Annotated in this window: 32 protein-coding genes and 1 pseudogene; 18 read left to right on the forward strand and 15 right to left on the reverse strand. The window is 37.3% G+C overall.

The window, feature by feature from the left end; genetic code table 11:
- Nucleotides 1-81 precede the first annotated feature (81 nt).
- Entirely contained in the window at nt 82-255 is a 174-nt protein-coding gene (locus MSBR3_RS19730; RefSeq protein ID WP_155396610.1) for a hypothetical protein, read from the reverse strand.
- A 363-nt stretch (nt 256-618) separates the two neighbouring features.
- On the opposite strand from MSBR3_RS19730, the gene MSBR3_RS19735 reads away from it, so the two are divergent.
- Both MSBR3_RS19735 and MSBR3_RS00680 read left to right on the forward strand, forming a co-directional pair.
- Complete coding sequence (locus tag MSBR3_RS19735; protein WP_155396612.1) at nt 619-768, forward strand: hypothetical protein; 150 nt, start codon at nt 619-621, stop codon at nt 766-768.
- A gap of 90 nt (nt 769-858) precedes the next feature.
- Nucleotides 859-1,179 carry a hypothetical protein gene (locus MSBR3_RS00680; RefSeq protein ID WP_048105731.1) on the forward strand — a complete coding sequence of 107 codons (321 nt, stop codon included), beginning with the start codon at nt 859-861 and terminating at the stop codon, nt 1,177-1,179.
- Between the two features lie 143 nt (nt 1,180-1,322).
- Here the strand turns inward: MSBR3_RS00680 and MSBR3_RS18715 are convergent, their stop codons facing one another.
- Together MSBR3_RS18715 and MSBR3_RS19740 are read right to left on the reverse strand one after the other, a co-directional pair.
- Nucleotides 1,323-3,977 carry a PAS domain-containing sensor histidine kinase gene (locus MSBR3_RS18715; RefSeq protein WP_052723219.1) on the reverse strand — a complete coding sequence of 885 codons (2,655 nt, stop codon included), beginning with the start codon at nt 3,975-3,977 and terminating at the stop codon, nt 1,323-1,325.
- A 616-nt stretch (nt 3,978-4,593) separates the two neighbouring features.
- Nucleotides 4,594-4,767, reverse strand: a complete 174-nt coding sequence (locus MSBR3_RS19740; RefSeq protein WP_155396614.1) for a hypothetical protein — start codon at nt 4,765-4,767, stop codon at nt 4,594-4,596.
- A 372-nt stretch (nt 4,768-5,139) separates the two neighbouring features.
- Between MSBR3_RS19740 and MSBR3_RS19745 the strand changes: the two genes are divergently transcribed.
- Entirely contained in the window at nt 5,140-5,277 is a 138-nt protein-coding gene (locus MSBR3_RS19745; protein WP_155396615.1) for a hypothetical protein, read from the forward strand.
- A 141-nt stretch (nt 5,278-5,418) separates the two neighbouring features.
- Entirely contained in the window at nt 5,419-5,616 is a 198-nt protein-coding gene (locus MSBR3_RS00690) for a hypothetical protein (protein ID WP_155396617.1), read from the forward strand.
- A 327-nt stretch (nt 5,617-5,943) separates the two neighbouring features.
- On the opposite strand, the gene MSBR3_RS00695 is transcribed toward MSBR3_RS00690, so the two are convergent.
- The 4 genes from MSBR3_RS00695 to MSBR3_RS00705 all read right to left on the reverse strand — a co-directional run bounded on the left by MSBR3_RS00695 (nt 5,944) and on the right by MSBR3_RS00705 (nt 9,830).
- Nucleotides 5,944-6,198, reverse strand: coding sequence for a hypothetical protein (locus MSBR3_RS00695; RefSeq protein WP_048105733.1), 255 nt, complete (start codon nt 6,196-6,198; stop codon nt 5,944-5,946).
- A 257-nt stretch (nt 6,199-6,455) separates the two neighbouring features.
- On the reverse strand, nt 6,456-8,621 hold the full coding sequence (locus MSBR3_RS00700; protein ID WP_052723220.1) for a PKD domain-containing protein: 2,166 nt from the start codon (nt 8,619-8,621) through the stop codon (nt 6,456-6,458).
- Between the two features lie 517 nt (nt 8,622-9,138).
- Nucleotides 9,139-9,207, reverse strand: a complete 69-nt coding sequence (locus tag MSBR3_RS21580; RefSeq protein WP_080942381.1) for an ATP-binding cassette domain-containing protein — start codon at nt 9,205-9,207, stop codon at nt 9,139-9,141.
- Nucleotides 9,208-9,368: 161 nt separating this feature from the next.
- Nucleotides 9,369-9,830 (reverse strand): hypothetical protein, encoded by a 462-nt coding sequence (locus tag MSBR3_RS00705; protein WP_048105735.1) that lies wholly within the window; start codon nt 9,828-9,830, stop codon nt 9,369-9,371.
- Nucleotides 9,831-10,000: 170 nt separating this feature from the next.
- On the opposite strand from MSBR3_RS00705, the gene MSBR3_RS00710 reads away from it, so the two are divergent.
- The 11 genes and pseudogenes from MSBR3_RS00710 to MSBR3_RS00755 all read left to right on the forward strand — a co-directional run.
- A complete protein-coding gene (locus MSBR3_RS00710; protein WP_048105736.1) occupies nt 10,001-10,681 on the forward strand; it encodes a phosphoribosylanthranilate isomerase in 681 nt (226 codons plus the stop codon).
- A gap of 128 nt (nt 10,682-10,809) precedes the next feature.
- Complete coding sequence (locus MSBR3_RS19750; protein ID WP_155396619.1) at nt 10,810-10,965, forward strand: hypothetical protein; 156 nt, start codon at nt 10,810-10,812, stop codon at nt 10,963-10,965.
- 233 nt (nt 10,966-11,198) lie between these two features.
- Nucleotides 11,199-11,423: a hypothetical protein gene (locus MSBR3_RS00715; RefSeq protein ID WP_048105738.1), complete on the forward strand. Its 225-nt coding sequence runs from the start codon at nt 11,199-11,201 to the stop codon at nt 11,421-11,423.
- Nucleotides 11,424-11,681: 258 nt separating this feature from the next.
- Complete coding sequence (locus tag MSBR3_RS00720) at nt 11,682-12,479, forward strand: (Fe-S)-binding protein (protein WP_048105740.1); 798 nt, start codon at nt 11,682-11,684, stop codon at nt 12,477-12,479.
- Nucleotides 12,480-12,524: 45 nt separating this feature from the next.
- Nucleotides 12,525-12,905 carry a DsrE/DsrF/TusD sulfur relay family protein gene (locus tag MSBR3_RS00725; RefSeq protein WP_052723221.1) on the forward strand — a complete coding sequence of 127 codons (381 nt, stop codon included), beginning with the start codon at nt 12,525-12,527 and terminating at the stop codon, nt 12,903-12,905.
- A 23-nt stretch (nt 12,906-12,928) separates the two neighbouring features.
- Nucleotides 12,929-13,273, forward strand: a complete 345-nt coding sequence (locus tag MSBR3_RS00730; RefSeq protein WP_048105744.1) for a DsrE family protein — start codon at nt 12,929-12,931, stop codon at nt 13,271-13,273.
- Between the two features lie 16 nt (nt 13,274-13,289).
- A complete protein-coding gene (gene tusB, locus MSBR3_RS00735; RefSeq protein WP_048105746.1) occupies nt 13,290-13,586 on the forward strand; it encodes a sulfurtransferase complex subunit TusB in 297 nt (98 codons plus the stop codon).
- A 93-nt stretch (nt 13,587-13,679) separates the two neighbouring features.
- Nucleotides 13,680-13,847 (forward strand): hypothetical protein, encoded by a 168-nt coding sequence (locus MSBR3_RS00740; protein ID WP_230627642.1) that lies wholly within the window; start codon nt 13,680-13,682, stop codon nt 13,845-13,847.
- Between the two features lie 419 nt (nt 13,848-14,266).
- A complete protein-coding gene (locus MSBR3_RS00745) occupies nt 14,267-14,596 on the forward strand; it encodes an ArsR/SmtB family transcription factor (protein ID WP_230627644.1) in 330 nt (109 codons plus the stop codon).
- Between the two features lie 111 nt (nt 14,597-14,707).
- Nucleotides 14,708-15,703: an ACR3 family arsenite efflux transporter gene (gene arsB, locus MSBR3_RS00750; RefSeq protein ID WP_329956826.1), complete on the forward strand. Its 996-nt coding sequence runs from the start codon at nt 14,708-14,710 to the stop codon at nt 15,701-15,703.
- 226 nt (nt 15,704-15,929) lie between these two features.
- Nucleotides 15,930-16,481: pseudogene (locus MSBR3_RS00755) on the forward strand (tetrahydromethanopterin S-methyltransferase subunit A); the annotation flags it as partial.
- 55 nt (nt 16,482-16,536) lie between these two features.
- Here the strand turns inward: MSBR3_RS00755 and MSBR3_RS00760 are convergent.
- The 5 genes from MSBR3_RS00760 to MSBR3_RS00780 form a co-directional block, all read right to left on the reverse strand.
- On the reverse strand, nt 16,537-16,857 hold the full coding sequence (locus MSBR3_RS00760; protein WP_048105754.1) for a DUF6951 family protein: 321 nt from the start codon (nt 16,855-16,857) through the stop codon (nt 16,537-16,539).
- Between the two features lie 203 nt (nt 16,858-17,060).
- Nucleotides 17,061-17,360, reverse strand: a complete 300-nt coding sequence (locus MSBR3_RS00765; RefSeq protein ID WP_048109828.1) for an ArsR/SmtB family transcription factor — start codon at nt 17,358-17,360, stop codon at nt 17,061-17,063.
- Between the two features lie 130 nt (nt 17,361-17,490).
- Complete coding sequence (locus MSBR3_RS00770; protein WP_048105757.1) at nt 17,491-17,967, reverse strand: arsenate reductase ArsC; 477 nt, start codon at nt 17,965-17,967, stop codon at nt 17,491-17,493.
- 198 nt (nt 17,968-18,165) lie between these two features.
- Nucleotides 18,166-18,915 (reverse strand): arsenite methyltransferase, encoded by a 750-nt coding sequence (locus tag MSBR3_RS00775; RefSeq protein ID WP_048105759.1) that lies wholly within the window; start codon nt 18,913-18,915, stop codon nt 18,166-18,168.
- Nucleotides 18,916-18,978: 63 nt separating this feature from the next.
- Nucleotides 18,979-19,422 (reverse strand): ArsR/SmtB family transcription factor, encoded by a 444-nt coding sequence (locus MSBR3_RS00780; protein ID WP_048105761.1) that lies wholly within the window; start codon nt 19,420-19,422, stop codon nt 18,979-18,981.
- A 335-nt stretch (nt 19,423-19,757) separates the two neighbouring features.
- Between MSBR3_RS00780 and MSBR3_RS00785 the strand changes: the two genes are divergently transcribed.
- Together MSBR3_RS00785 and MSBR3_RS00795 are read left to right on the forward strand one after the other, a co-directional pair.
- Entirely contained in the window at nt 19,758-20,108 is a 351-nt protein-coding gene (locus MSBR3_RS00785; RefSeq protein WP_052723222.1) for an ArsR/SmtB family transcription factor, read from the forward strand.
- A 240-nt stretch (nt 20,109-20,348) separates the two neighbouring features.
- Nucleotides 20,349-20,816, forward strand: a complete 468-nt coding sequence (locus MSBR3_RS00795; RefSeq protein ID WP_048105764.1) for a universal stress protein — start codon at nt 20,349-20,351, stop codon at nt 20,814-20,816.
- Between the two features lie 53 nt (nt 20,817-20,869).
- Here MSBR3_RS00795 and MSBR3_RS00800 read toward each other — a convergent pair whose 3' ends face one another.
- From MSBR3_RS00800 to MSBR3_RS00805, 3 genes are all read right to left on the reverse strand, one after another.
- Complete coding sequence (locus tag MSBR3_RS00800; RefSeq protein ID WP_048105765.1) at nt 20,870-21,214, reverse strand: carboxymuconolactone decarboxylase family protein; 345 nt, start codon at nt 21,212-21,214, stop codon at nt 20,870-20,872.
- A 150-nt stretch (nt 21,215-21,364) separates the two neighbouring features.
- Nucleotides 21,365-21,514, reverse strand: coding sequence for a hypothetical protein (locus MSBR3_RS19755; protein ID WP_155396621.1), 150 nt, complete (start codon nt 21,512-21,514; stop codon nt 21,365-21,367).
- 241 nt (nt 21,515-21,755) lie between these two features.
- Complete coding sequence (locus MSBR3_RS00805; protein WP_048105766.1) at nt 21,756-22,139, reverse strand: hypothetical protein; 384 nt, start codon at nt 22,137-22,139, stop codon at nt 21,756-21,758.
- A gap of 325 nt (nt 22,140-22,464) precedes the next feature.
- Here MSBR3_RS00805 and MSBR3_RS00810 point away from each other — a divergent pair, with 325 nt between their 5' ends.
- Entirely contained in the window at nt 22,465-22,746 is a 282-nt protein-coding gene (locus MSBR3_RS00810; protein ID WP_048105768.1) for a hypothetical protein, read from the forward strand.
- Nucleotides 22,747-22,768 lie beyond the last annotated feature (22 nt).

Consider the following 22,768-nt stretch of genomic DNA (forward strand, 5'->3'; position numbering starts at 1 on the left):
AGTCCAGTTTCGTAGGAATTCGTGCGTTCGAATCGCACCTCTCGCACTAAACTTTACCTCTTTTGATAACCGTATTCTCATTTACAGATTTTCTAGAATTACAACCGATGATAAGATACTTTTTACCTTTATGTTTTCAGCTACAAATTGTATTATTTCTTCTTCTCTTTGAAAAGTAATTGTTTCAAGACCTTTTACTAAAACGTCAAGAAAGTATTTTTTACCACATTCAGGGCATTTTACTTCAACTAGCATTTTCAACACCTACCTACAATGACTCCTATTTCTTCTTTTCCAATTTCAACAACAGTACCTTTCCATTGCTGGTTTTCGTATCTGACAGCCATTCCGGTTTTAAAAGCTTGTGTGTTCATCTTGTTATGCTCCTTTACATTTCCTAGGGCAACTTTACCCTTATTACATTATAGCATATGTTGCTTAAAGCATATAATCTTTAATCATAATGGTAAAATTTGATTTTTATTTATTTCTTAGAATCAAGTCTATAAATCACGTAAACTATTTTCAATTCATTGAAGTGATCCACTATGAAATATATATTCTTTAAGCAATAACAAACTATTGTAACATAATGGATCGGATAAACGAGTCAATAAAATGGTAATTAGTAGAAAATGCAAAATGTCCAAACAGAACAAAATTGAGAATGCATTGAAAAACGCAAAGAACATTGGTGACGCACACATAATTCTTGAACAATTCAGGCTTACAAATGAGGAAAATTGCACAATTGCTCAGCAATGGTAGAGAGAAAATGATTCTGCAAGGCATAGAGTATTATAAACCTTACTCTTTTACTGCATAAAGAATATATAGTTTAAATTGTAAGAAACGAATATGACCGGGGAACCTAACAGACCATCTAACACCGTACCTATGAAAATTCTATGTAATATGGTTCTAATCCCTGACAGAAAAGATGAAGTAGAATATTTCACCGTTGACAGTAGAGGATACCCAACCCCGACGAAAACCGTATATGCAAAAAAGGAAGCTACAATAATTGTAGGCCACAGAGAACGAAATAGTCTTATAGTTACACCTCAGGACCGCGTGTTTACTGGCGTTTTTGGGAGTAATGGGCGTCTGTCTTCCGTGGGAAAAGATTTAGAAGGGCAGGAACTTACGGTTATTGTGCATGTTCCTGAAGAAAATTGATTCTTTTTTCACTCTTTCAACATGAGAACAACAGATCAGGCATTAAACTCCAGTTGCTGCAAAAAATTAGATCAAAAGCGTCAGTTAGAGAGCCTGGTTTCGTAGGAATTCATGCGTTCGAATCGCACCTCTCGCATTAATTTTTAATTACTACATTTCTGTGATTTTGAGTCAACTTGAGTAGGATCATCTTTTTCTGTCACTGTGAATCTCATAGTAAATTCTGTGCCATTATTCCTTTTCAATTCAAACTCCCCATCCAGCTGGTCTACAAGGGAAATTACAAGCTGAAATCCAAGGCTATTAAGATCTTCGATATCAAGTTCTTCGAGAATGCCAACGCCATTATCTGAAATCGTTAGAGTGAAATTGGTGCTCTTACAGTCTTCGGATATACTTTCTATACACTCTTTTCTTTCCTCTCTATGGAGCTTAATTTTGATTTCTCCTTTTTCCCTACTGGAAAACGCGTGTTTAAGAGAATTGGAGACAAGTTCATTGATGATCATACCAAGTGGAATAGACGTGTCCATATCAAAGAAAATATTTTCTTCTATATCCGTATCCAGGATGATGCCGTCGCTTCCAAACTTGTAGGTGAGAAATAGATTGTCAGCGAGGTTCTTAATATACTGTGAAAAGTTAAGAGTATCGATTCCTCCGCCTTTATGGAATTCCTCATGGATAAGAGCCATCGAAATGACACGGTTTTGACTTTCTTTGAACGCTTCCAGAACTTCCGAGTCCTTTATGCACTCTTTATTATCGAATTTCTCAGCTTGAAGATCGAGCAAAGATGAGATCACCTGTAGATTGTTCTTAACACGATGATGGATCTCCCGCTTGCGAATAGTTTCGATTTTCTTCAAAAACTTATAAGCCTGCTCAAGTTCGGATGTACGTTCTTGAACTCTCTCTTCTAAAGTTTCATTTGCTATCCTTAAGGCTTCCTCAGCCTTCTTGCTCTCGGTCATATCCGTGATTGTTACTCCACAGGTGGTCTCTGAAAACTTCCACATATTCACGTTGTACCACTTGTCGAGAACCACCCCATAGTTCTCAATCTGAATTATCTCGCCCGTTTTCAATGCTCTATCCATCGCCTCAGGCCAGTAGCTCTCCACGGAGCCGACCGCTTCGCTAGCTTTACGTCCAAGAACTTGCTCCTTCTTTAGCCCGGTCATCCTCTCCCATGCTGGGTTGACATCGAGGAAGATATAATCGACCGGCTTTCCGTTCTTGTAGATGAGCTCCATGAGCTCGAATGCCTCAGCCATCGAGTCGAACAATCCATGATATTTGGCTTCGCTCTCTCTCAGTGCCTTCTCGGCCCGCTTGCGCTCGGTGATATCCGTTGATGCACCGGATATGCCGATAAGCATGCCCCTCGCATCATACAGCGGCTCGATCGACAGGGTATAGTAAAATGGATTCCCGTTCACCCAGATAACGACATCTCCCTGAAGAGGCCTCTGTTCATCTAAGGCACGTTGTTTGAGGGCTGTAATGGGAGCTGCATCCTGGGGATCGAGAACATCCTCGTCTCTCTTGCCAAGAAGGCCTTCGGGAGTGAAGTGAGGATGGGGCTGGTACACCCAGGTATACCGAAGATTGAGGTCTTGCTGGAAGACTGCAGTTTGTGAACTCCTTAAAGCGACCCGGAACTTTTCTTCACTCTCTTGTAACGCCTTCTCTGCCCGCTTGCGCTCGGTGATATCCGTTGATGCACCGGATATGCCGATAAGCATGTCCCTCGCATCATACAGCGGCTCGATCGACAGGGTATAGTAAAATGGATTCCCGTTCACCCAGATAACGACATCTCCCTGAAGAGGCCTCTGTTCATCTAAGGCACGTTGTTTGAGGGCTGTAATGGGAGCTGCATCCTGGGGATCGAGAACATCCTCGTCTCTCTTGCCAAGGAGGCCCTCGGGAGTGAAGTGAGGATGGGGCTGGTACACCCAGGTATACCGAAGATTGAGGTCTTGCTGGAAGACCGCAGTTGGTGAACTCCTTAAAGCGACCCGGAACTTTTCTTCACTCTCTTGTAACGCCTTCTCTGCCCGTTTGCGCTCGGTGATGTCATTGAAAATAATGGCCACCTTGTTGCTGTTCGATCCGCCGTACGGGAAGGCATAAACGTCGTACCAGCCTCCCATCAGCGGTTTTGCCGTCTGGGTGAAGCGCCTAGGTTCGCCGGTTTTTGCAATAGCACCGTAGATTTCGAACCAATGCTCTTCATGGTTTGGTACAAACTCCCGCATCCTCTTACCTGTCGCATTGTGCATTCCTGTCTGTCTCTCGAACGCTCGGTTCGTCTCTAGGAACAGGTAGTCCACCGGTTTGCCCTCGGCATCGAAGATCATCTCGATGATGCAGAATCCTTCATCGATGGAGTCGAAGAGGGAGCGGTACTTCTCCTCGCTCTTCCTTAATTCTTCCACCGGAGTATCCCTTTCTGCCTTCTCTCGAGCTTCACTTACCATACCTTTTTCGGACTTTTTCTGGTCACTTATGTCAAATCCAGAGATACTTACGTATTGCTCTCCAGGTAAGGGGGAAAAAACAACCAAGTATAACTTATTTCCCACTTTAACTTCAATTTTCTCGGGACTATTCCGAGAGATTACACTTTGCGTAATATCCACGATACTTGAAGGTAGTTTTTCCCCAATCTCAGCACTCCACTCTTGCAATAAGGGTTCAGAAGCCTCATTTGAATAAAGAACAGTACCATCCCTGGCAACATTGAGCATAGGATTCAAATCCATAGAGAATTGATCTATTTTTGATTTCATTTCTCCTCCAAGCTCGTCTCTTAAGCGAAAAAATATCTAATCTTGGATTGTCTTTAACTAAGTTAATATTCTATTTTTTATACTGTTCAACTTCTGTTGTATAATATGGAATAATCGCATTTGTCTGTACTTGATAAATTTGAGGATATGTTATAAGTCGGTTGCTTCTCTTTGCGTTAATATATCTTAACTTTCTCTTTTATATTGTCACAACAGTACATAATACAAATATGATTTTAAGTTTATATAATCTGTTATTGGTGTCATTAAGTATGAACCTTTATCTATAAATAGCAATCAACTTGGGAATAAAAATTTGAAAAAATATTAAACGAAAGTATACAAATAAAAGAATATTATGCCAAAAAGAGATACATTAATAATATATAACTAAATTAATGTTATTAATTATATAAAAATGTTGGCTTAATCTTTTTAAAACATGAGCTAAATGTGTTAAGACACGAGCTAAACAAAGTTATATTTTGTATATCAAAGTAAAATTTTATCAGTTAAATTAATATATATTTTCAGAATTCGGTTTCGCAGGAATTCGCTCGTTCGAATCGCACCTCTCACACTCAAATTTTACCTTTTTTGATAACCTTATTCTCGTTTACAGATTTTCTAGAATTACAACCGATGATAAAATAGTTTTTACCTTTATGTTTTCAGCTACAAACTGTATTATTTCTTCTTCTCTTTGAAAAGTGATTGTCTCAAGACCCTTTATTAAAACGTCAAGAAAGTATTTTTTACCACATTCAGGGCATTTTACTTCAACTAGCATTTTCAATACCTACCTACAACGACTCCTATTTTTTCTCTTCCAATTTCAACAACAGTACCTTTCCATTTCTGGTTTTCGTATCTGACAGCCATTCCGGTTTCAAAAGTTTGTGTGTTCATCTTGTTATGCTCCTTGTACGTTACTACAATAAAGTATACAGGCCTAAAGTATATAAACTTTATTCCTTTATATTAAATTAGAGATGAAACTGAATAAGTGGTATTAGAGTATTTTTATTATAGATCTGTAGAAGAGTGGTTCCTATTTCCAGTCTAAACTATATATTATTTAAGCCAAGTTGTGGTATTGTATTAGTAAGGCCGGATAAGATAAAAGGAGTAGAATGATTCAGAAAAAAGGAAGAGCAACAAAATGGTAGAAGATTCAGAAAACCTCGAAAGAGCAACAACAATATCCGAAGCTTACTTAATTCTTGAGTCCTTCAACCTGACAAATGAGGAAAGGAAATTGATTAACCCCTCTTGGTGTCATAAAGTTTATAAAGTTTAAGTCTACTATCTAAAGAATATGACTGGAGAACCTAAGAGACCATCTAATACAGTACCCATGAAGATATTATGTAGTATGGTGATAATTCCGAATAGACATGATGAAGTAGAATATTTCAAAGTGGATTCTAAGGGATACCCTATGCCTAAAAAAACAGCATATGCAAATAAAGAAGTAACTATTATAGTTGGACACAAGGAGCGAAATAACCTTATGGTTACACCTCAGGACCGTGTATTTACTGGCGTTTTTGGGAACAATGGGCGTCTGTCTTCCGTGGGAAAAGAATTAGAAGGGCAGGAACTTACGGTTATTGTGCATATTCCTGACGAAAATTGATTCTTTTTTCACTCTTTCAACATGAGAACAATATATCAGGCATTAAACTCCAGCTGCGGTAAAAAATTAAGTCAAAAGCGCTTTTCAGAGCCTGGTTTCGTAGAAATACGTGCGTTCGAATCGCACCTCTCGCATTGATTATTTTTTATTAGCTTTTATCTTTTGTTAACGATCTGATCTTCTACTAATATTACATAAAAAAAATGTCTGCAATTACGATTTTTGATGTATAACCAAAAGTATCAGGATACGAATCTAGTTGATTGCTTAAATCGAAAAATAGAGGCGGATAAATAATAACATCATTTTCCTCATAGTGATTTCATGTCACTTTTTTGACGTTTGGTTTTTACTTGTTTTTTTAACAATTTTCATGTTAGATTTAAAGTCAACTTCGAGCACTTTGTTTTCTCTTTGTATTTTTTCAGCAATCTCGCAGGACAACTCACTTGAAATCCCAAATATATTTTTGAGAATTTCAGCAAGTTCCTTTTTACTCATATGTAACTTTTTATGTTCCCTCAACGTTTTCAAAACTGATTTCATTAAAATTTCTTCTGTTATTGTTTCTCTTACTTCCATCTTTTTAATAGTCGAGTGTGAGAATAATTTTCCATTTAAAAAACTGGAAGTTTTTAAAGTTTACTGCTACGTTGTGCAAGTTAGCTTTTCCACAATGGGTACAGAAAGTTTTTATGTACAGTTTTATCCCCCCTCTTTCATGTTGTTCAAAATCGCTCTAATTTGGTCATTTGAGTCATGCTATCCGCTGCCATTGAAATCCCAAGTCCTTGAAGTTGCTTTCTGGGAAAGATCGTTAAACTGTACTGTCAGAGAGACTAACCTTCTGTAATCTTACTATTGCAATCTGCAACCGGAGTGCCTGGATTGGTAACAACTATGTAACCCGGCTTTGTCGCTGTACTTTTCCCTGCTGCATTTTCTGCAGTCAGACTGACTGTATAATTTCCTGGTTTCGCAAACGTGTGGGTTACATTCATAGCACGTTTTGAACTGATACCATCGCCAAAATCCCAATGCCAGGAAGTTGGTACTCCACCATTGATGATCTCAGTATATAACAGCGTTTGATGTCTTGTAGCAGCGAATAATACCGTTAAAGGCGCTGTTCCAGAGGTTACATTAGCAGAGAAGTATGCAACTGGTGTTTTTGGGAAAGTTACTGTAATATAACTCTTTCCTATTGCCGTACTATTGCCTGCTTCATTTGCCACTGTTAAAGTAATATCATACAACCCTGGATTTGTAAATGTATGTGTTGTATTCCTGGCATGGTCTGAGTAAGTACCGTCCCCAAAGTCCCAATACCAGGAAGTTGGTACTCCACCAGTGCTGGTATCAGTGAATAACACTGTTAGAGGTGTTGTTCCGGAGATTACATCAGCAAAGAAATCTGCAACTGGTTTTTTTGGGGAATTTGCATTAATTGGGGAAGTCACATTAATGTAACTCTTTTTTGTCACCGTACTATTGCTTACTTCATTTGCCACTGTTAAAGTAATATCATACAACCCTGGATTTGTAAACGTATTTGTTGTGTTCATGGCATGTCTTGAGTAAACACCGTCTCCAGTGTCCCAGTACCAAGAGGTCGGTACTCCACCAGTACTGGTATCATAGAATTGCACATCTAAAGGTGCAGGTCCGGAAGTTACATTGGCAAAGACTTTTGCAATTAGTGTTTTTGGGGAAGTTACAATAATATAATCGGGTTTTGTTACCGTATTATTGCCTGCTTCGTTTGCCACTGTTAATGTAACATTATACACTCCTGGCTTCGTAAAAGTGTGTGTTGTATTCATGGCATGTCCTGAGTAAGCACCGTCCCCAGTGTCCCAATACCAGGAAGTTGGTACTCCACCAGTGCTGGTATCAGTGAATAACACTGTTAGAGGTGCTGTTCCAGAAGTCACATTGGATATAAACCCAGCTTGTGGTTCTATGTGCCTAGCAGTGAGATCATACATATAGATATCACTAAAATAACCATCACCAGGTGGCAATCTTTGACGATTATCCCTATATACTATCCTGTCTCCGTAGATATCAGGACTGTGTGCACTTCCGCTAGTGGTAATCTGACTCTCCTTCTGACTTGAGAGGTTGTACATATAGATATCTTCTTTTCCATTACGACGATCTTGCCACACTATCCTATCACCATAGATAGCTGGAGACGAACCTGACGAGGACTGTCCGCTGTAAGAGATCCGGCTTTCTTTCTCAGTTGAGAGGTTATACATATAGATATCTCCTATTCCTCCAGTAAGGACGTCTAAATTGCGCTTATCCTGCCACACTATTCTGTCGCCATAGATAGCTGGAGTTGATGCAAGTCCGCTAGTAGTAATTCGAGTTTCCTTGGATGTGGAGAGATCATACATGTAAATATCTGATCTACCAATGGAATTTTTATTTTTATCTATAATAGTTCCGTTTCCATAACCCACCCACACTATTTTGTTATCATAAATGGTAAGATCCCTTGCAAATCCGTTTATGGGAATCTGAGTTTGAATCTGAGTAGAAATATTGTACATACAAATATGACTCATTCCTACCCATACAAATCTATCACCATAGATATCAGGTCTGTCGTAATAAGATACATTCTCTGTAATTAGCGAACTTGTAGAAGTTAGTATATCATACACGCAAAATTTGCTACTATGCTCAACATCATTAGAATTACAAAGATACCATACAATTTTATTATCATAGATGGCAGAATTTGCTGCATAATAATGCTCAGGTATAATAATTGTGGTATCATTTCTGGTTTTTAAGTCATAAAGATGAATTTTGTCCCAATATACCCACACCACTTTGTCGCCATAAATAGAAGGTTCTCCGTTCTCTCCAATATCCTCTGAGAGCCTGATTTCCTGGGCAGCTAATGCTAAGGATGAAATTAAAATAGAAAATACAAAAAATAAAACTGTTGAAACTAAAATTATCAAATATGATTTTTTGTTAATTTTCACTGGTCTCTTCCCCTTATATTCATTTAAAAAACATTAATTCCCAAGGCATGAATTTAATTTTCAATTATTTAATTCTAAATTCAGGATATATAAGTACAAAAGAATTTAAGATCATTTATTAAAAGATGGTATTCTGGTAAATCAAAGCTGAATTAATATGCTAAAATATTCAGCTAAAAAAACTTACAAGGTGTCTTAAGAATTCATACTGCCATGAAATTACCATTAGAAAGTTCCGAAATCGCTGAAACTCCCTTCTGCATGAAAGAGTAAAGATTACAAGACCTAAAGAAAAAAACTCGAGAAAGCTAGGCTAGGTGAGGAGAATTCAGAGTTCAGTTTTGTAGGAATTCGTGCGTTCGAATCGCACCTCTCGCACTAAACTTTTTTTAATAGCTCTTATTTTTGCTCATAATCTTTTTCTACATCTCTTTTGAGTTTCGGCAAAATGGATATCTAAGGAGACGGGTTTAATAACGGTTTTCGTTGACAATTGGTTGACATTCGAGTGTTGACTTTAAAACACTCTGGGGTTGTGGGCAAGCGCCCTGGCAATTGAAACTCTTTGTTGGTGGCCCCCGCTCATTTGGGAGGGAAACTAGTGTCTTGGCAGTTTAGTTGTTGTGCATAATTTTGGTAACTTCTCATCAGCATACAATGATTTTGAGCTCATCAGATTACCAATAACTAAATTTTCATGACACTAGATTCGATTTTCGACTTATACTTGTCTATCATAAAAACACCTTATACTTTGATTCCATAATTCCCAGGTGAAGACTGCTGCGGCTTCGGGGCAGGCACTTCTAAAGCTTTTATCCAGTTTTCCCCATCCCATTTTTTCCAGTGCATCATTATCATTGCACGGTTTAACAAAAGTTCTTCTCCCGAGTCAATAAAACCATTTCCATTCTTAAGTCCATGTTCAAAAGTATATCTAAGGCGTCCAGAGTACCATTCCAAAAATCGTAAGAATGCTTCGGATTTCGATATCCTCAGCTTCTGCATAAAAAATGCAGTACAGATTTCTTGCAGTTGATCCTGTCTCGGTAGCCAGATATAATTAATAGAATTATTTCCGAGGTGGAGTAAAACCTCAACTTTTTCAAAAGCAGGATTATAAACAAAATCACCGGATTGGAATACCCATTTCTTCTGAATTTCCTTCGCGAGTGAGCACATTCTGATATATTTTTCTGATGTATCCATTTCAACCAACCTTAAAATGAATTATGAGTAATAGGCTAAAAGGAGTAACCGAGCTGGGTGAAAGTATTGAACACAGATGATTCATATAATAAGTCTTTCTTTTTCACAGTAATCAATAGATTTGCACTTGACTTGTCAGAGCACTATCAAAGACTTTTCAGGAGAAAATTATGAGAATAAAAGTTTGTGGTATTAAAAGGGTCGAAGATGCTATTATGGCTGCATACTGTGGAGCTGATGCAATTGGATTGGTAGTGGGACAAAAGCATAACTCAGACGATTTTATTGACAAACACTTAGCCCAAAAGATCGTGAAAGAATGCCCTCCTTATATTTCGCCAGTTCTGGTTACAGAACTGGATAATGCTAAAGAAATCTCCAATCTGGTGCATAAAATAGGCGCTACTTCTATCCAGTTGCATTCCGACTGTACAGTTGATTGTATCATATTGCTGCGTAAAATCTTCCCTCATATAAAAATAATCAAAAACTTTCATGTTACAGGGTTAGGAATTATTCACGCTATGAAACCCTTCGAATCCGTGGTGGATGCTTTCATTCTGGATACTCTTGATTTAGCCAATGGTAAAGTAGGTTCAACAGGTTTAGTCCATGACTGGAACATTAGTAGAAACATCGTTAAAGAGATATCACGACCAGTTATCTTAGCAGGAGGTCTGACTCCAGAAAACGTTGGAGAGGCTATACGGTTTGTAAAGCCATATGGCGTAGACGCCAGTTCCGGGCTTAAAGGCTCTAATGGTTTCAAAGATGAAACGAAAGTGACTAATTTCGTGTATCGTGCAAAACATGAGTTTTTCAAGGTAAGAAATTTGTCTTTAGAGAACTAAATCCAGGCTTTTAGAAGAAAAACCAGGCTGTTAGGGGATGTTCACAGGTAATAACTTCACGTTCAATTTACTGTTATATAAAATTTAATTAAATTTCATCACTCTTTTACAATAACAGTTTTCTGATTTTGTATCCTGAAGATATCCCTATAAGCGATAACGATTTTGAATGGGATATTGTAGTGTTTGCAGAAGTATACGAACTTATCCAGATTGACCTTAATGGAGATGACATTACACTTCACTATCTGGATAGTGGGGCCCCAAAGAGTGAGCTGCCTTGATTACACTGGATAATCCGGGGTTTTTTCACTTGTTAATTATTGCCTATTTTTCCTGCACTTGTTAATAAAATCATTAGTGGAATTCTTGGTCAGGTTATTAGTGTGATTCGTTGATAATTTTTGAGTTTTTTATGGCACAAATTGGCAATTATGCTGTTCTTGAGCCAAGTTGTACAATCTGGTTTGGAGTGATAGGAACATGAAGCAGTCTGCTTGCCAATGGAAATCTTATTATGAGTTATGTTACGGACAGCTCAATTATTAATACCGATATTCGTTTTTCGATAGTAGAAAACAATTCGTTTCTTGGTGCCGGATTAATTATCACAGATTTAATTCTGAGGAATGCTGATCAGAGTGATACCAAGTTGAGTTCAATGATGGTGAAAGTTCTCGTTGGTAAGGGAATAGTTAATTCCGGATATTATGTCCTGGGTCTGGCTTTTGAAAGTTTATAATAATAAGGGGTCGAAGTAAACGTTTAGAATGATTCATATAAAAAGTCTTACTTGCGGCAATTATATGATCAATGAATAATAAATGAATAAGCCAGATTCTAAAACTCATATCAATCTTTTTTGATATCTATACCGTGGGTTTTTATGAACTAAACCCATATCGATTAAAAGAATCAAGTTTTATTTTTGAAAGAAGAAATACTGATATTGTTATGTCAGAGAATAAGTTAATTTTCATAACTTTCGTAGGTGTTAAAGATGCCTGGAAATCCTAATGAGATAAAACTGGTAAACAACGCTATGTCTAATGCTACCCGACGGAAGATGATGAACTTTTTATCGGCAGGAGATAAAAGTACTGAGGAAATTGGAGGAGAAGTAGGGAAGACAATGCTTGATTTCCATCTCAAGCTTCTTCAGCAGGCTAGTTTGATCGAAATCGAAGAAGGGATTGTGAGACTAAGCGAATATGGAAAGAATTTCCTTAAAGAGAAAGAAGAGAAAGGTGCAGATAAAACTGCAGATATTTCTCAGGCAAAACCAATAGAAATTACTGAAGTCAGGCAACTTTTACCCTGTATAGCTGATTCCTCAAAGTTCAGGGTAATTGCAAACATAGCTCCTCCCCTGGGTGGAACTCTCAAGGTTCTTGAGCCACTCTTTCCCAGAGGCAAATATTCAGGCAAAATAAATGCCCTGATAATTCAAAAAGGAGAAATTATTACAACTGTTTACGGCACTGGAAAAGTGACCATGACAATGATAAAAAATGAGGATGAAGCAAAAGAATCTCTCAAGAACTTAAAAAATACCATCAATGAAGCTATTACAAAAGGTGTTGCTCCGGCACCAAGGGAAAAAGTCAGGGTCGAACCTATGGAGATCTACAAATACCTGCCTCAGACCAACTGTAGTAAATGTGGCGACCAGAGCTGTTATACTTTTGCAATAAAGCTCATGGGTGGGGAAACAAGCCTGGACAAATGCACACCTCTCAAAGAATCAAAATATGTAACCAATCTTGAACACCTGCAGGTTCTTGCCAATTACATTTAATCTTTATTAATAATGTATTAAATTATAATTCATTCGGAGGAGATTTTGAAGACACTTACTATAGTGCTTACCGATGGTCCTTATATTTCCGAGTACGCTGAAATTGCCTGTAAACTTACCGAAGAAGCGCTTAGATGGTATCACGTGAATATATTCCTCTACCTGGATGCAGTGCACATACCTCGAAAAGGCCAGACCCCTTCCTTCTTTTCTAACATAGGTGAACTTTTCACCGGACTTGCAGAGAAAGGAGTCGTAATCAGAGCATGTGCCCGATGTGCTGCTGCAAGAGGCTACATTGCAGAAGAGAACCTTGAGAACGGAAGTAACTGCAAAGACTATCACCCTGGAATAAGAATTTCCAGCCTTTATGAACTCGCAGAAATGCTGAAAAAGAGTGATAGAGTAATCTCACTGTCAAGATAAGCTCCCCAAAAGAGGTTTGAACGATGAAATCAGTTTTCTATCTGCTGGATACTGCCCCATACGGAAGTGAAAAGGCATTCGGAGCATTGAATGCCGTTGCAGTAAGTCTTAATGGAATGAATGTAACTCTCGGTCTTTACGGAGATGGAGTTTATCTTGCAGCTGCTGACCAGGATAGCACAAATCTTAGAATGCCAAACCTTTCAGATATTCTCTATTCTTATGGTGAGCTAAGAGTACTGGTGCATGAACCCTCACTGATCGAGAGGGGGCTTTTTGATAAAACTCTTATAGAGACCATAGAGCTTGTCGATGAAGAGGACTTTCTCAAAGAGATGGAAAATTTAGACTCCGTAATCTTATTTTAAAAAAAGAGGTGATAGTATGCAGGAAGAATATGATGTGTTTCTGCTGACAAATTCTCCATCTAATCTACGGTCGGAATTATGTCTTAAACTGGTTACTCGCTCTGGAAATGCCAGGATTTACCTTGCAGGAGATGGAGTATATCATCTGCTTTCCGGTATACTGGAACTACCCGGATACATAGTTTATGCCTGTCAGGAAGATCTCAAGGCTAGAGCTATAAACGTTAGAGAGAAAGTTATAATTCCGGACAACTTTTATTCCGTTCTTGTAGAGGATATGATGGAGCACTGTAAACGCGCATACACGTTTTAAATGACGGTTTGCGGATTACAATAAGAGTCAACTGAAAGGAAAGTTATAATGGCTGAAAAGCTTCCATCTGAGTTTATTAGGGAATTAGAGTTCGTGAGTACGTTACACGAGCAGGCAGTCTGCAACAAAGAGAAGTGCAGAGAGTTTAGTGAAACTTTATCTAACCTTCTTGTCAGGCTCGAAGACATGAAATACTACAGGACAGCAGACAGGTTAATGAGCATTCTCATAAATTGCAGCCCGAAAGAAGCATCACATTGAGAAAAAGCAACACTTGTGGGAGAGAGGATGAAAGAGGCAGTGAAAGAAGCACTCTTATAGGTGACATGACTTTATGAAAAAACTAACTTATAAAACCTTAGATTCCTTTAAAATCGTTGTACAATAAATCGTTGTGCAATAATACATTAGACTCTTTTCTATTTTGTTTTGTGAGATACTCGGATAGATTGCTTTTGTCTTTTTCTCTATTTGTCTCTATTATAAGTTAATTTATATTTCTTATTACTTTAGTGTGAAAAACAGCAAGATTTTCTTTTTCTATTAATTTTACTTAAGAATCATGATTCTGAAAATAATTTTCATAAACATTGAACGATAAAATAATAAAACTATAATTTTAAATAGTATATGAGTATAATTGCATATACTCATATAATGGTGGTGATGCTGCGGATATTGTGCAAATATTTAAGGCGCTGGCTGATGAAAACAGATTGAGGATACTTAATCTTTTAAGAAACGGTGAATTGTGCGTCTGTGATATTGAAGCAGTTCTGAATATTAAACAATCCAATGTTTCCAGGCATCTTAATAAGTTGAAAACTACAAAGATTATCGTCTCCGAAAAAAAATCTCAATGGGTTTATTACCGGCTTAATGAGGAAATTTTTCTAAAGTATCCTTTTCTCTTAATCATTCTCAATAACGAAATTGGAAAGATCAGCATTTGCGAAGAAGACCTATCTTTGTTGGAAAAATTCAAAATAAGCGGTAGATCTTGCGAGTAACTATTTAAAATAATTATTTTCATTAAAACAGAGGAAGATCATATGGAAAAGTCCACTGTATCAAAATTATCATTTTTAAATCGTTATTTAACTGTTTGGATTTTCCTGGCTATGTTTATTGGTGTAGCCTTAGGTTTTGTTTTTCCCGGCTTTTCGGAATTTTTGCAGAGCCTTTCTATTGGCACTACATCCATTCCCATTGCCATTGGATTAATAGTTATGATGTATCCTCCACTGGCGCGGGTTAAATATGAGGAATTAGGCAAGGTTTTCAAAAATTATAAAGTATTGTTTTTGTCCTTACTGCAAAACTGGATTATTGGCCCTGTTTTGATGTTTATCTTGGCAATAGTATTTTTGAGGGACTATCCCGAGTACATGGTAGGCGTGATTCTAATAGGGCTCGCAAGATGTATTGCCATGGTAATTGTATGGAACACTCTGGCAGACGGAGACAATGAATATGCTGCTGCTCTGGTAGCCTTCAATTCTATCTTTCAGTTAGTCTTCTATTCCGTCTTTGCTTACTTCTTCATAACCGTACTGCCTGAGTGGTTGGGACTTAGTGGTATGGAAATAGATATCTCTATAAGAGAAGTTGCCCAGAGTGTTGCAATTTACCTTGGAATTCCTTTCGCTGCTGGCTTTTTAACCCGCTACTTCCTGCGTCCTTCGAGAGGAGCAAAATGGTATGACGAAGAGTTCATTCCCAGAGCAGGTCCTATTTCGCTTTACGCTCTACTGTTTACGATTGTTGTAATGTTTTCATTAAAAGGCGAATATATCGTTACCTTACCTTTAGATGTTGTAAGGATTGCAATTCCTCTCTTAATCTACTTCATAGTTATGTTCGGGATCTCCTTTTTTATTGCTATGAAGTTAGGGGTAAGTTACGGACAGACGACGTCCCTTTCTTTTACCGCAGCCAGCAATAATTTCGAACTGGCAATTGCAGTAGCAGTAGCGGTTTTCGGCATAGATTCAGGGCAAGCATTTGCAGCGGTAGTAGGGCCTCTGATTGAAGTGCCCGTTATGATAGGACTTGTCAATGTTGCACTTTACTGGAGAAAGAAATATTGTATCTCATTTAAAGCATGCGAAGGCTGATAAACTCAAAATTGCTTCTCTGAATCCTATGTTCCAAATAATCAATCAAATTTCGGATCATGGAAGTAATCCTGAAAATTCTTGACGATTAAGAACTAAATGGCTTTTGGGATAGGCTCGTTAAACAGAAGTTGATATCTCAGTTAATAACTCATTAAATGAAAATAGTAAATGATCAAAAAGTGAACTAAACAACCTTTTAACAACTACTTAGAAAAGGAGCTTTTACATGGGATGGCCTGCAACTTCCGGTGATTATATAGTAGGAGACCAAAAATCTCCAGTAGCAGTAGTAACTCTTGCCTCTGACTATCGAAGTCTGAACCTAGAAAATTACGCCATCTGTGGAACTTGTTTTACGGAGAATTTCGGGATTGAGAAGGTAATAGTTAATGTGCTCTCTAACTCTCACATAAGTTGCCTTATTGTCTGCGGGAAGGAAAGTGATCATTTTGCAGGGCAGTCCTTGCTGGCACTTGCCGAAAACGGGGTTTCGACTTTCGGAGGATCAAAAAAGGTTATAGGGTCAGAAGGAGTGATTCCTTATCTTGACGATATTCCGGCGACCACAATCTCTCGCTTCCTCCGGGAAATTGAGATTATTGACCTTGTAGGAACAACTGATCCCACAGTCATTCAACAGGCGATCGATTCCTGTAGCGGAAAAGAAAGAAGTGAAGTTCCGGAGATTTCCATGCCCGAGATTCATGAACACAGCTGGAAGAAGTATGAGAATGAAGTAAAGCAGAATGTAATGTCCAAAATTAAGAAAGGATAAGCCTCTTGAAGACATTTATTGAAAAATTAAAAAAGGAAAAAGCTTGCCTCCTTTTTTAAACTTCATCAAACTCTATACTGATGCTACCTGCTTTTTTTACCAGGGATTTTGCAAGGAAACCGCTTTCCATTCTGCATAGATTGAGCACTGCGCAGGGTACAAGGCAATTAGAGGAGCACTGAGCCTCCTGTGCTCTATCAATGACATAGTTGTTCTTGATATCCAGAATTTCCATCATGGGAACTTCCATGTGAGAGAATTTCTTTATCTTTTCACACGGAGTTTCGATATCAACAATAATTTTGTTTCCTTTTTTGCTTCCGTGTATCTTGTGAACAAAACCACAGATAGTAGAATTTACAGTAAATTCAGTCAATTTGTCACCCTTAATTTTTGTCATTTAAGTTTTTGTTATTCAGATAAATGGTCTCAGCAATGCATAGATATTAGTTGAAACCGAGATCGTTCTTATAAACCTTAAGTGAATCCAATAAAGAAGTCATAAGAGATAGAAAAACAATACATCACATATCCTGGATTACAGATCTTGAACTTCGACTCAAGTGATTGGACAAAAAACTACTCGTCAATAACTTTTAAAACCTTTCTGATTTTATTGTTTTCTATAGAATAGAGCCTCATCTTCCCTTCTTTTCTTACCTTAATTATTCCCCAATTCTGCAACTTTGCAAGGTGCATCGAAGTATTGGATTGGGTCCTACCAATTATTTCCGGAATCTCACAGGCACATAGCTCCCCTGTATTACCGTATTTGTTTTCTCTGCATTTATTCTCAGATTCGATTAAAGCCTTAATTATTCTATACCTTGTCTCTTCGCTTAGAGCTTTGAAAAGTTGTATATTTTCTTCATCAATCATATCATTAATTATTGAATCTTTGAAATTATATATTTTTCGAAACAGGAAATTACACTTATTGTTAAACGGGAAATAAAGACTATTTTGACTTTCACAGTTATTCTGGTTAATAAAAGTAAACATATACTCTTCAAATTTGGAGCGTTTTTTCAAATGTGTGCAAGATCCAATCCTTTATCTCATCTCTGACTCGCCGAAAGACTCTGAGCTGTTCTTCTTCCGACCCCACTGCCGCAGCAGGATCTTCAAAACTTTTGTGAATCACTTCTCTTGCTCTGGGATATTCTGCAGGAATCTCCAGATTTGTACTGCAGATAGGACAGGAAACTTTAGCACGATCACATACCGTAACTGCCATATCAAAAATAATATCTTGGAATTCTTTGGGAGTTTTGGAGTATTGATTGGAAATATCAATGTCTATTTCCTTCATTACCTGAATAGCATGAGGATTAACAGTTGTGGCACTGACACCTGCGCTGTAAGCCTCGTATCGGTCTCCATAAATAGCCCTCAAAAGACCTTCCGCCATCTGGGACCTGACAGAGTTGTGGGTGCATAGAAAGAGAACCTTTTTCTTTTCCTGTGATCTTGTATTCGGCGCCATCTGATTAATATTAGATATGATGATTAATTAGCATTGCTACATTTCCTTTAACCTATTGGAATAAATATTAAAAAATCCGGATGAAGAAATAAAGATTTTTTATGAACAGGTAAGGGAAAACCGGAAATAAGTAAAAGTAGTCGTTCAGGAATTCTGATGTTTAATCATACCTTTTTCCATGTATTTATCCTATCTTTTTTATACCCAGGCTTTTAATTTCAGGCTTTCGACTGGCAAATCTCCGTATTGCCTTTTACTAATATCCAAGTCTTCACTCAGGATTTCTACCGAAAACCCTGCTTTTTTCAGAAGCCTCAAATATTTCTCTTTTAAAACTGCACCAGCAATACAACCTGCAAGCAAGCTACTGTCATTTTTAAGCTCTTCAGGTAAGTCCTCCAGAAGAACCATATCCGAGATATACATCCTTCCTCCGGGCCTCAAAACCCGGAAGGCTTCTCTGAAAACCTTTTCCTTATCCGGAGCCAGGTTAATTACACAGTTACTAATGATAATATCCACAGAACTATCTTTAACCGGAAGAGCCTCAATATCTCCATGACGAAATTCAACATTTGAGTATCCGTATTTTCTAGCATTAGACTGCGCTTTTTCAACCATTTCAGGAGTCATATCTACTCCGATAATCTTCCCTGAGCTTCCTACTTTCTGTGCAGCAAGAAAACAATCAAACCCTGCACCTGAACCCAGATCCAGAACAACGTCTCCTGGATTGAGTTCTGCAAAAGCGGTAGGGTTACCACAGCCAAGTCCCATGTTTGCATCCGGAACAGCCTGAATATCCGATTCAGAATAACCAAGAGACTTGGAAAGAACTGCCGGGCTGGAATCACCACAGCATCCCCTGCCAGGACAACAAGAGCTACCTAAAACTGCAATTTCCTGATACTTCTTTTTGATAATTTCCTTTTTTTCATTAGCATCCATGTTCTATCCATTCCTTATTTCGATAATTTTTCCCATTCTATCTTTAGCTTATGTCAGTTATCCTTAGACTTGTTTTTCAACCTGGTTGTCAGCAGTCTCATTAATTGCATTGTTAGCTCTGTTTTCAGTTTTACACATAGGATATATCCCTGAGACTTCAGTTTTACACATAGGGTATACTCCTGAGACCTGCTGCTTATCACAACAGGGTTTTATATCCCTGATTCCAAGAGAGAGAAGTAAATCCTCAATCTCCTTGTTTTTTATACTGTAGATGATATTTCTTCCCTGCTTTTCGTACTTTAAAATTCCAGCTTCAACAAGAACTTTAAGGTGCTTTGAAACCGTAGTTTGATCCTTTTTTGTAAGGGAAGAGAAATCACAGGCGCAGTAACTGTGTTCCAACAAGTAAGATAGAATGGTAAGCCTTGTCTCGTCTCCGAGAGCTTTAAAGAATTTCACTTTACTGTCAAGCATGATTATATGGATATATGCGCATATATCCATATATATTTAATGGTTTTTGATCTTCTTCATCTGGCCGCAAAACTTGTATTTATAAAGAAAACATTGTAAAAAATATCGAAAATAGGAGTATTAAATGATTATGTCCAACAAAATTCTGTTATAATGCAAGTTCAGTAAATTGCATTCGAAAAACACTCATAAGTTCTCAAATTAAGTTCAGGATTTCAATTGACAAAAACTGCACATCCCATATCAAGATACCTCCACATGCAATCGTCAGAGTATGAGAAAGAGAAAAAATACCAGTAATGAATTAGATATCAAACAAAACTGATATGAAAACTCTTATTTAGAAAGCTCAACTTCTTTTATTTATGAGCTACTGCTGCCCTGCGGACCCTGAGAAAAAAAAGGAATGGGAAGAGAAAATGCTCCAGGAAATAGATTTTCTGGACAATGATATAAAGAAGGCCAGTGAAATATTCAGTGCTCTCGGGCATCCGATAAGATTAAAAATTGCTTATTTTCTCTCTCAGAGAGACCACTGCGTATGCGAACTGATATTCAAGTTGAATGAGAGACAGAATCTGGTTTCCCATCATTTGACTATCATGAAAAACTGTGGAATTATCGAAGCTTATAACAACTCTAAGTGGCGTTTTTACAGGTTAAACCCTGAATTTAGCGATATTCTAAACGTTATCTCAAAAATAAAGCCCCTCTAAACTGGATAAATATCAAAATTCATCTCTTTACAGAGTCTCGAAGGCTACGTGAATAGCTCCAGTAATCTTATTTGCTTGTATTTCAGATGCTTGTATTTCAGATGCTTGTATTTCAGATGCTTGTATTTCAGATGCTTGTATTTCAGATGCTTGTATTTCAGAATAATAGTGTAATAACTTTACTCATGCTTAGTTTGTTATCGACACAGTTCGATAATATCCTGGAACCGGGGGAGATTAGTGACTCTTAATAATACTTACCATGTAATTCTAATTGCAACAGATGGGTCTAAGTGTAGTCAACACGCCGTTCTTCACGGAATGGAACTTGCAAAATTAATGGGTGCAAAGGTCTATGCCCTTTATGTTTTGGACAAAAATGCATATGCTCCGCCTACATTAGAAACGCCAATTTATCTAGGTTCCAAATGGGATGTCATGGAGGAAACTCTACGTCAAGAAGGAGACAACGCTATTCAATATGCAAATAATGTTGCACAGAGTAAGGGAATAGACTTTGAAGGTGTGGTTATTGAAGGTAACCCGGCTAATGTAATCCTGGAATTTGCGGAGCAGAAAAAAGTGAATCTGATAGTGATGGGAACTCTTGGTAAAGGTGGATTGGAAAGATTTTTGCTTGGAAGCGTAACAGATAAGGTAATAAGACATTCAAAAAGATCTGTCCTTGTAGTAAAGGAAGAAAATTAGAATAAATTAGGTAAGAAGTTAAGGAAAACTTGAAAGATAATTAAACGAAGTTTTCAGTCACCAGAGCAACAATTACAGTCCTCTTCTTCTTTACTATCCTTTTCAAAGATCTTATTGTATATGTTTTCTTCGTATATATTAGTCCATCCTATCTGTGAACCAGCAGCAATAAACATTACAACTGAGATAGCTTCTGCAATTTCCTCCTTTGTGGCTCCTGCATTAATTGCTCTTTGTGAATGGGTGTCAACACAAAACTGACAGCGCATAAGGACCGAAGAAGCGACAGCAATTAATTCTTTTGTTTTAAGATCCAGAAAGGCGTCTTTAAATATGGAATCTCTCATCTTCCCGAAAGCTTCCGCAGTTTCAGGCAACATTTCGTTCAAAAATGACATATTAATACTCCTATTTAAAAATATTATTATAGTTAGTTGCGAATCTTTTAAAATGATTTCAAGTTAAAGGATGCTTGTTTATAGGTAATAGAAGAGTGCCAGAATTATCTATAAAACGATCAGTTAGAGGTTACGAGATTTTTAGTATTTTTAATGACCTGGTCTTCTGCAAAAAGCAGAGTTCCATTGCATACTATTTCCTCGATTTTCAGGTTTGTGTGTATATAGTAAGTCTTCATCATTTTTTGAGTTGTCTTCAGTTTTCTTTTCTTCCAATACTGCATCGCTCTCTTTATTCATGTCCAATCTCCTTTTCTATTGGATATTTTAAGACTATAATTAAAAGAAGTTCAAATTTTAAGAATCCAGAGGGTGGGTATCAATTATTCTTGATACATTCTAGAACAGCTGAGTGAATCATCAGTAAGCTGATATATCTTAGAGATTAAGTTTGACCGGGCTTATCAGGATACAGACCTTGTTAATTGAGTCAAAAGAAAAGAAACTAATAAAAATAAAATCATTTTCCTGACAGTGATTTTCATGTCACTTTTTTTGACGTTTGGCTTTTACTTGTTTTTTTAATAGCTTTTATGTTAGATTTAAAATCAGCTTCCAGTACTTCATTTTCTCTTTGTATTTTTTCAGCAATCTCGCAGGACAACTCACTTGAGATTCCAAATATATTTTTGAGAGTATCCGCAAGTTCCTCTTTACTTATATGTAATTTTTTATGCTCTCTCAGCGTTTTCAAAACTGATTTCATTAAAATTTCTTCTGTTACTGTTTCTCTTACTTCCACTCCTTTAATGGTAGAGCGTGAGAATAATTTCCCGTTTAAAATACCGGAAGTTTTTTCACAGCTAACTGCTACGTTGTGCAAGTTAGTTTTTCCACAATGGGCACAGAAAGTTTTTATGTACAATTTTCATCCCTCCTATTTCATTTCGTTCAAAATCGCTCTAATTTGGTCTTTCGTCATGCTTATTCTCTCAAGCTTTTTAGATTGCTTTGATTGTTGCTAATTCTTTTGTATGTTTCTGTTGCGCTCATTTTGTGTAACTACAATATAAATGTTGACGTAAACTATATAAACTTTACGTCCATATGGCTAATAACAGGTAGTTCAAGCGATTTCATTACACAAATTTGCTTAATATGAATTTCATTTGTCTTACTTAAGTTTTAAATATTGAAAGTCAAAAATTAGACATATGAGAGAACCTAAGCGCCCAGGAAAAACAGTTAAAATGATTATACCTTGCGTTATATCCCTTAGGCCGGGAAAAAAAGATATTATTGAATATTGCACTGTCGATAAACGTGGGTATCCCGTTTTTCGTCGCGTGAATTTTGCGGGACTTCAAGCGACCGTTATAGTAGGTCACAGAGATCTGGACAATCTATTGTTTAATTCTGAAGATAAGGTGTTTATTTGTCAGTTTGGGCCACAAGGTCACTTATCTTCCGTGGGAAAAGATTTAGAAGGGCAGGAACTTACGGTTATTGTGCATATTCCTGAAGAAAATTGATTCTTTTTTCACTCTTTTCAAC

This window comes from Methanosarcina barkeri 3, assembly GCF_000970305.1.
Classification (GTDB): Archaea; Halobacteriota; Methanosarcinia; order Methanosarcinales; family Methanosarcinaceae; genus Methanosarcina; species Methanosarcina barkeri_A.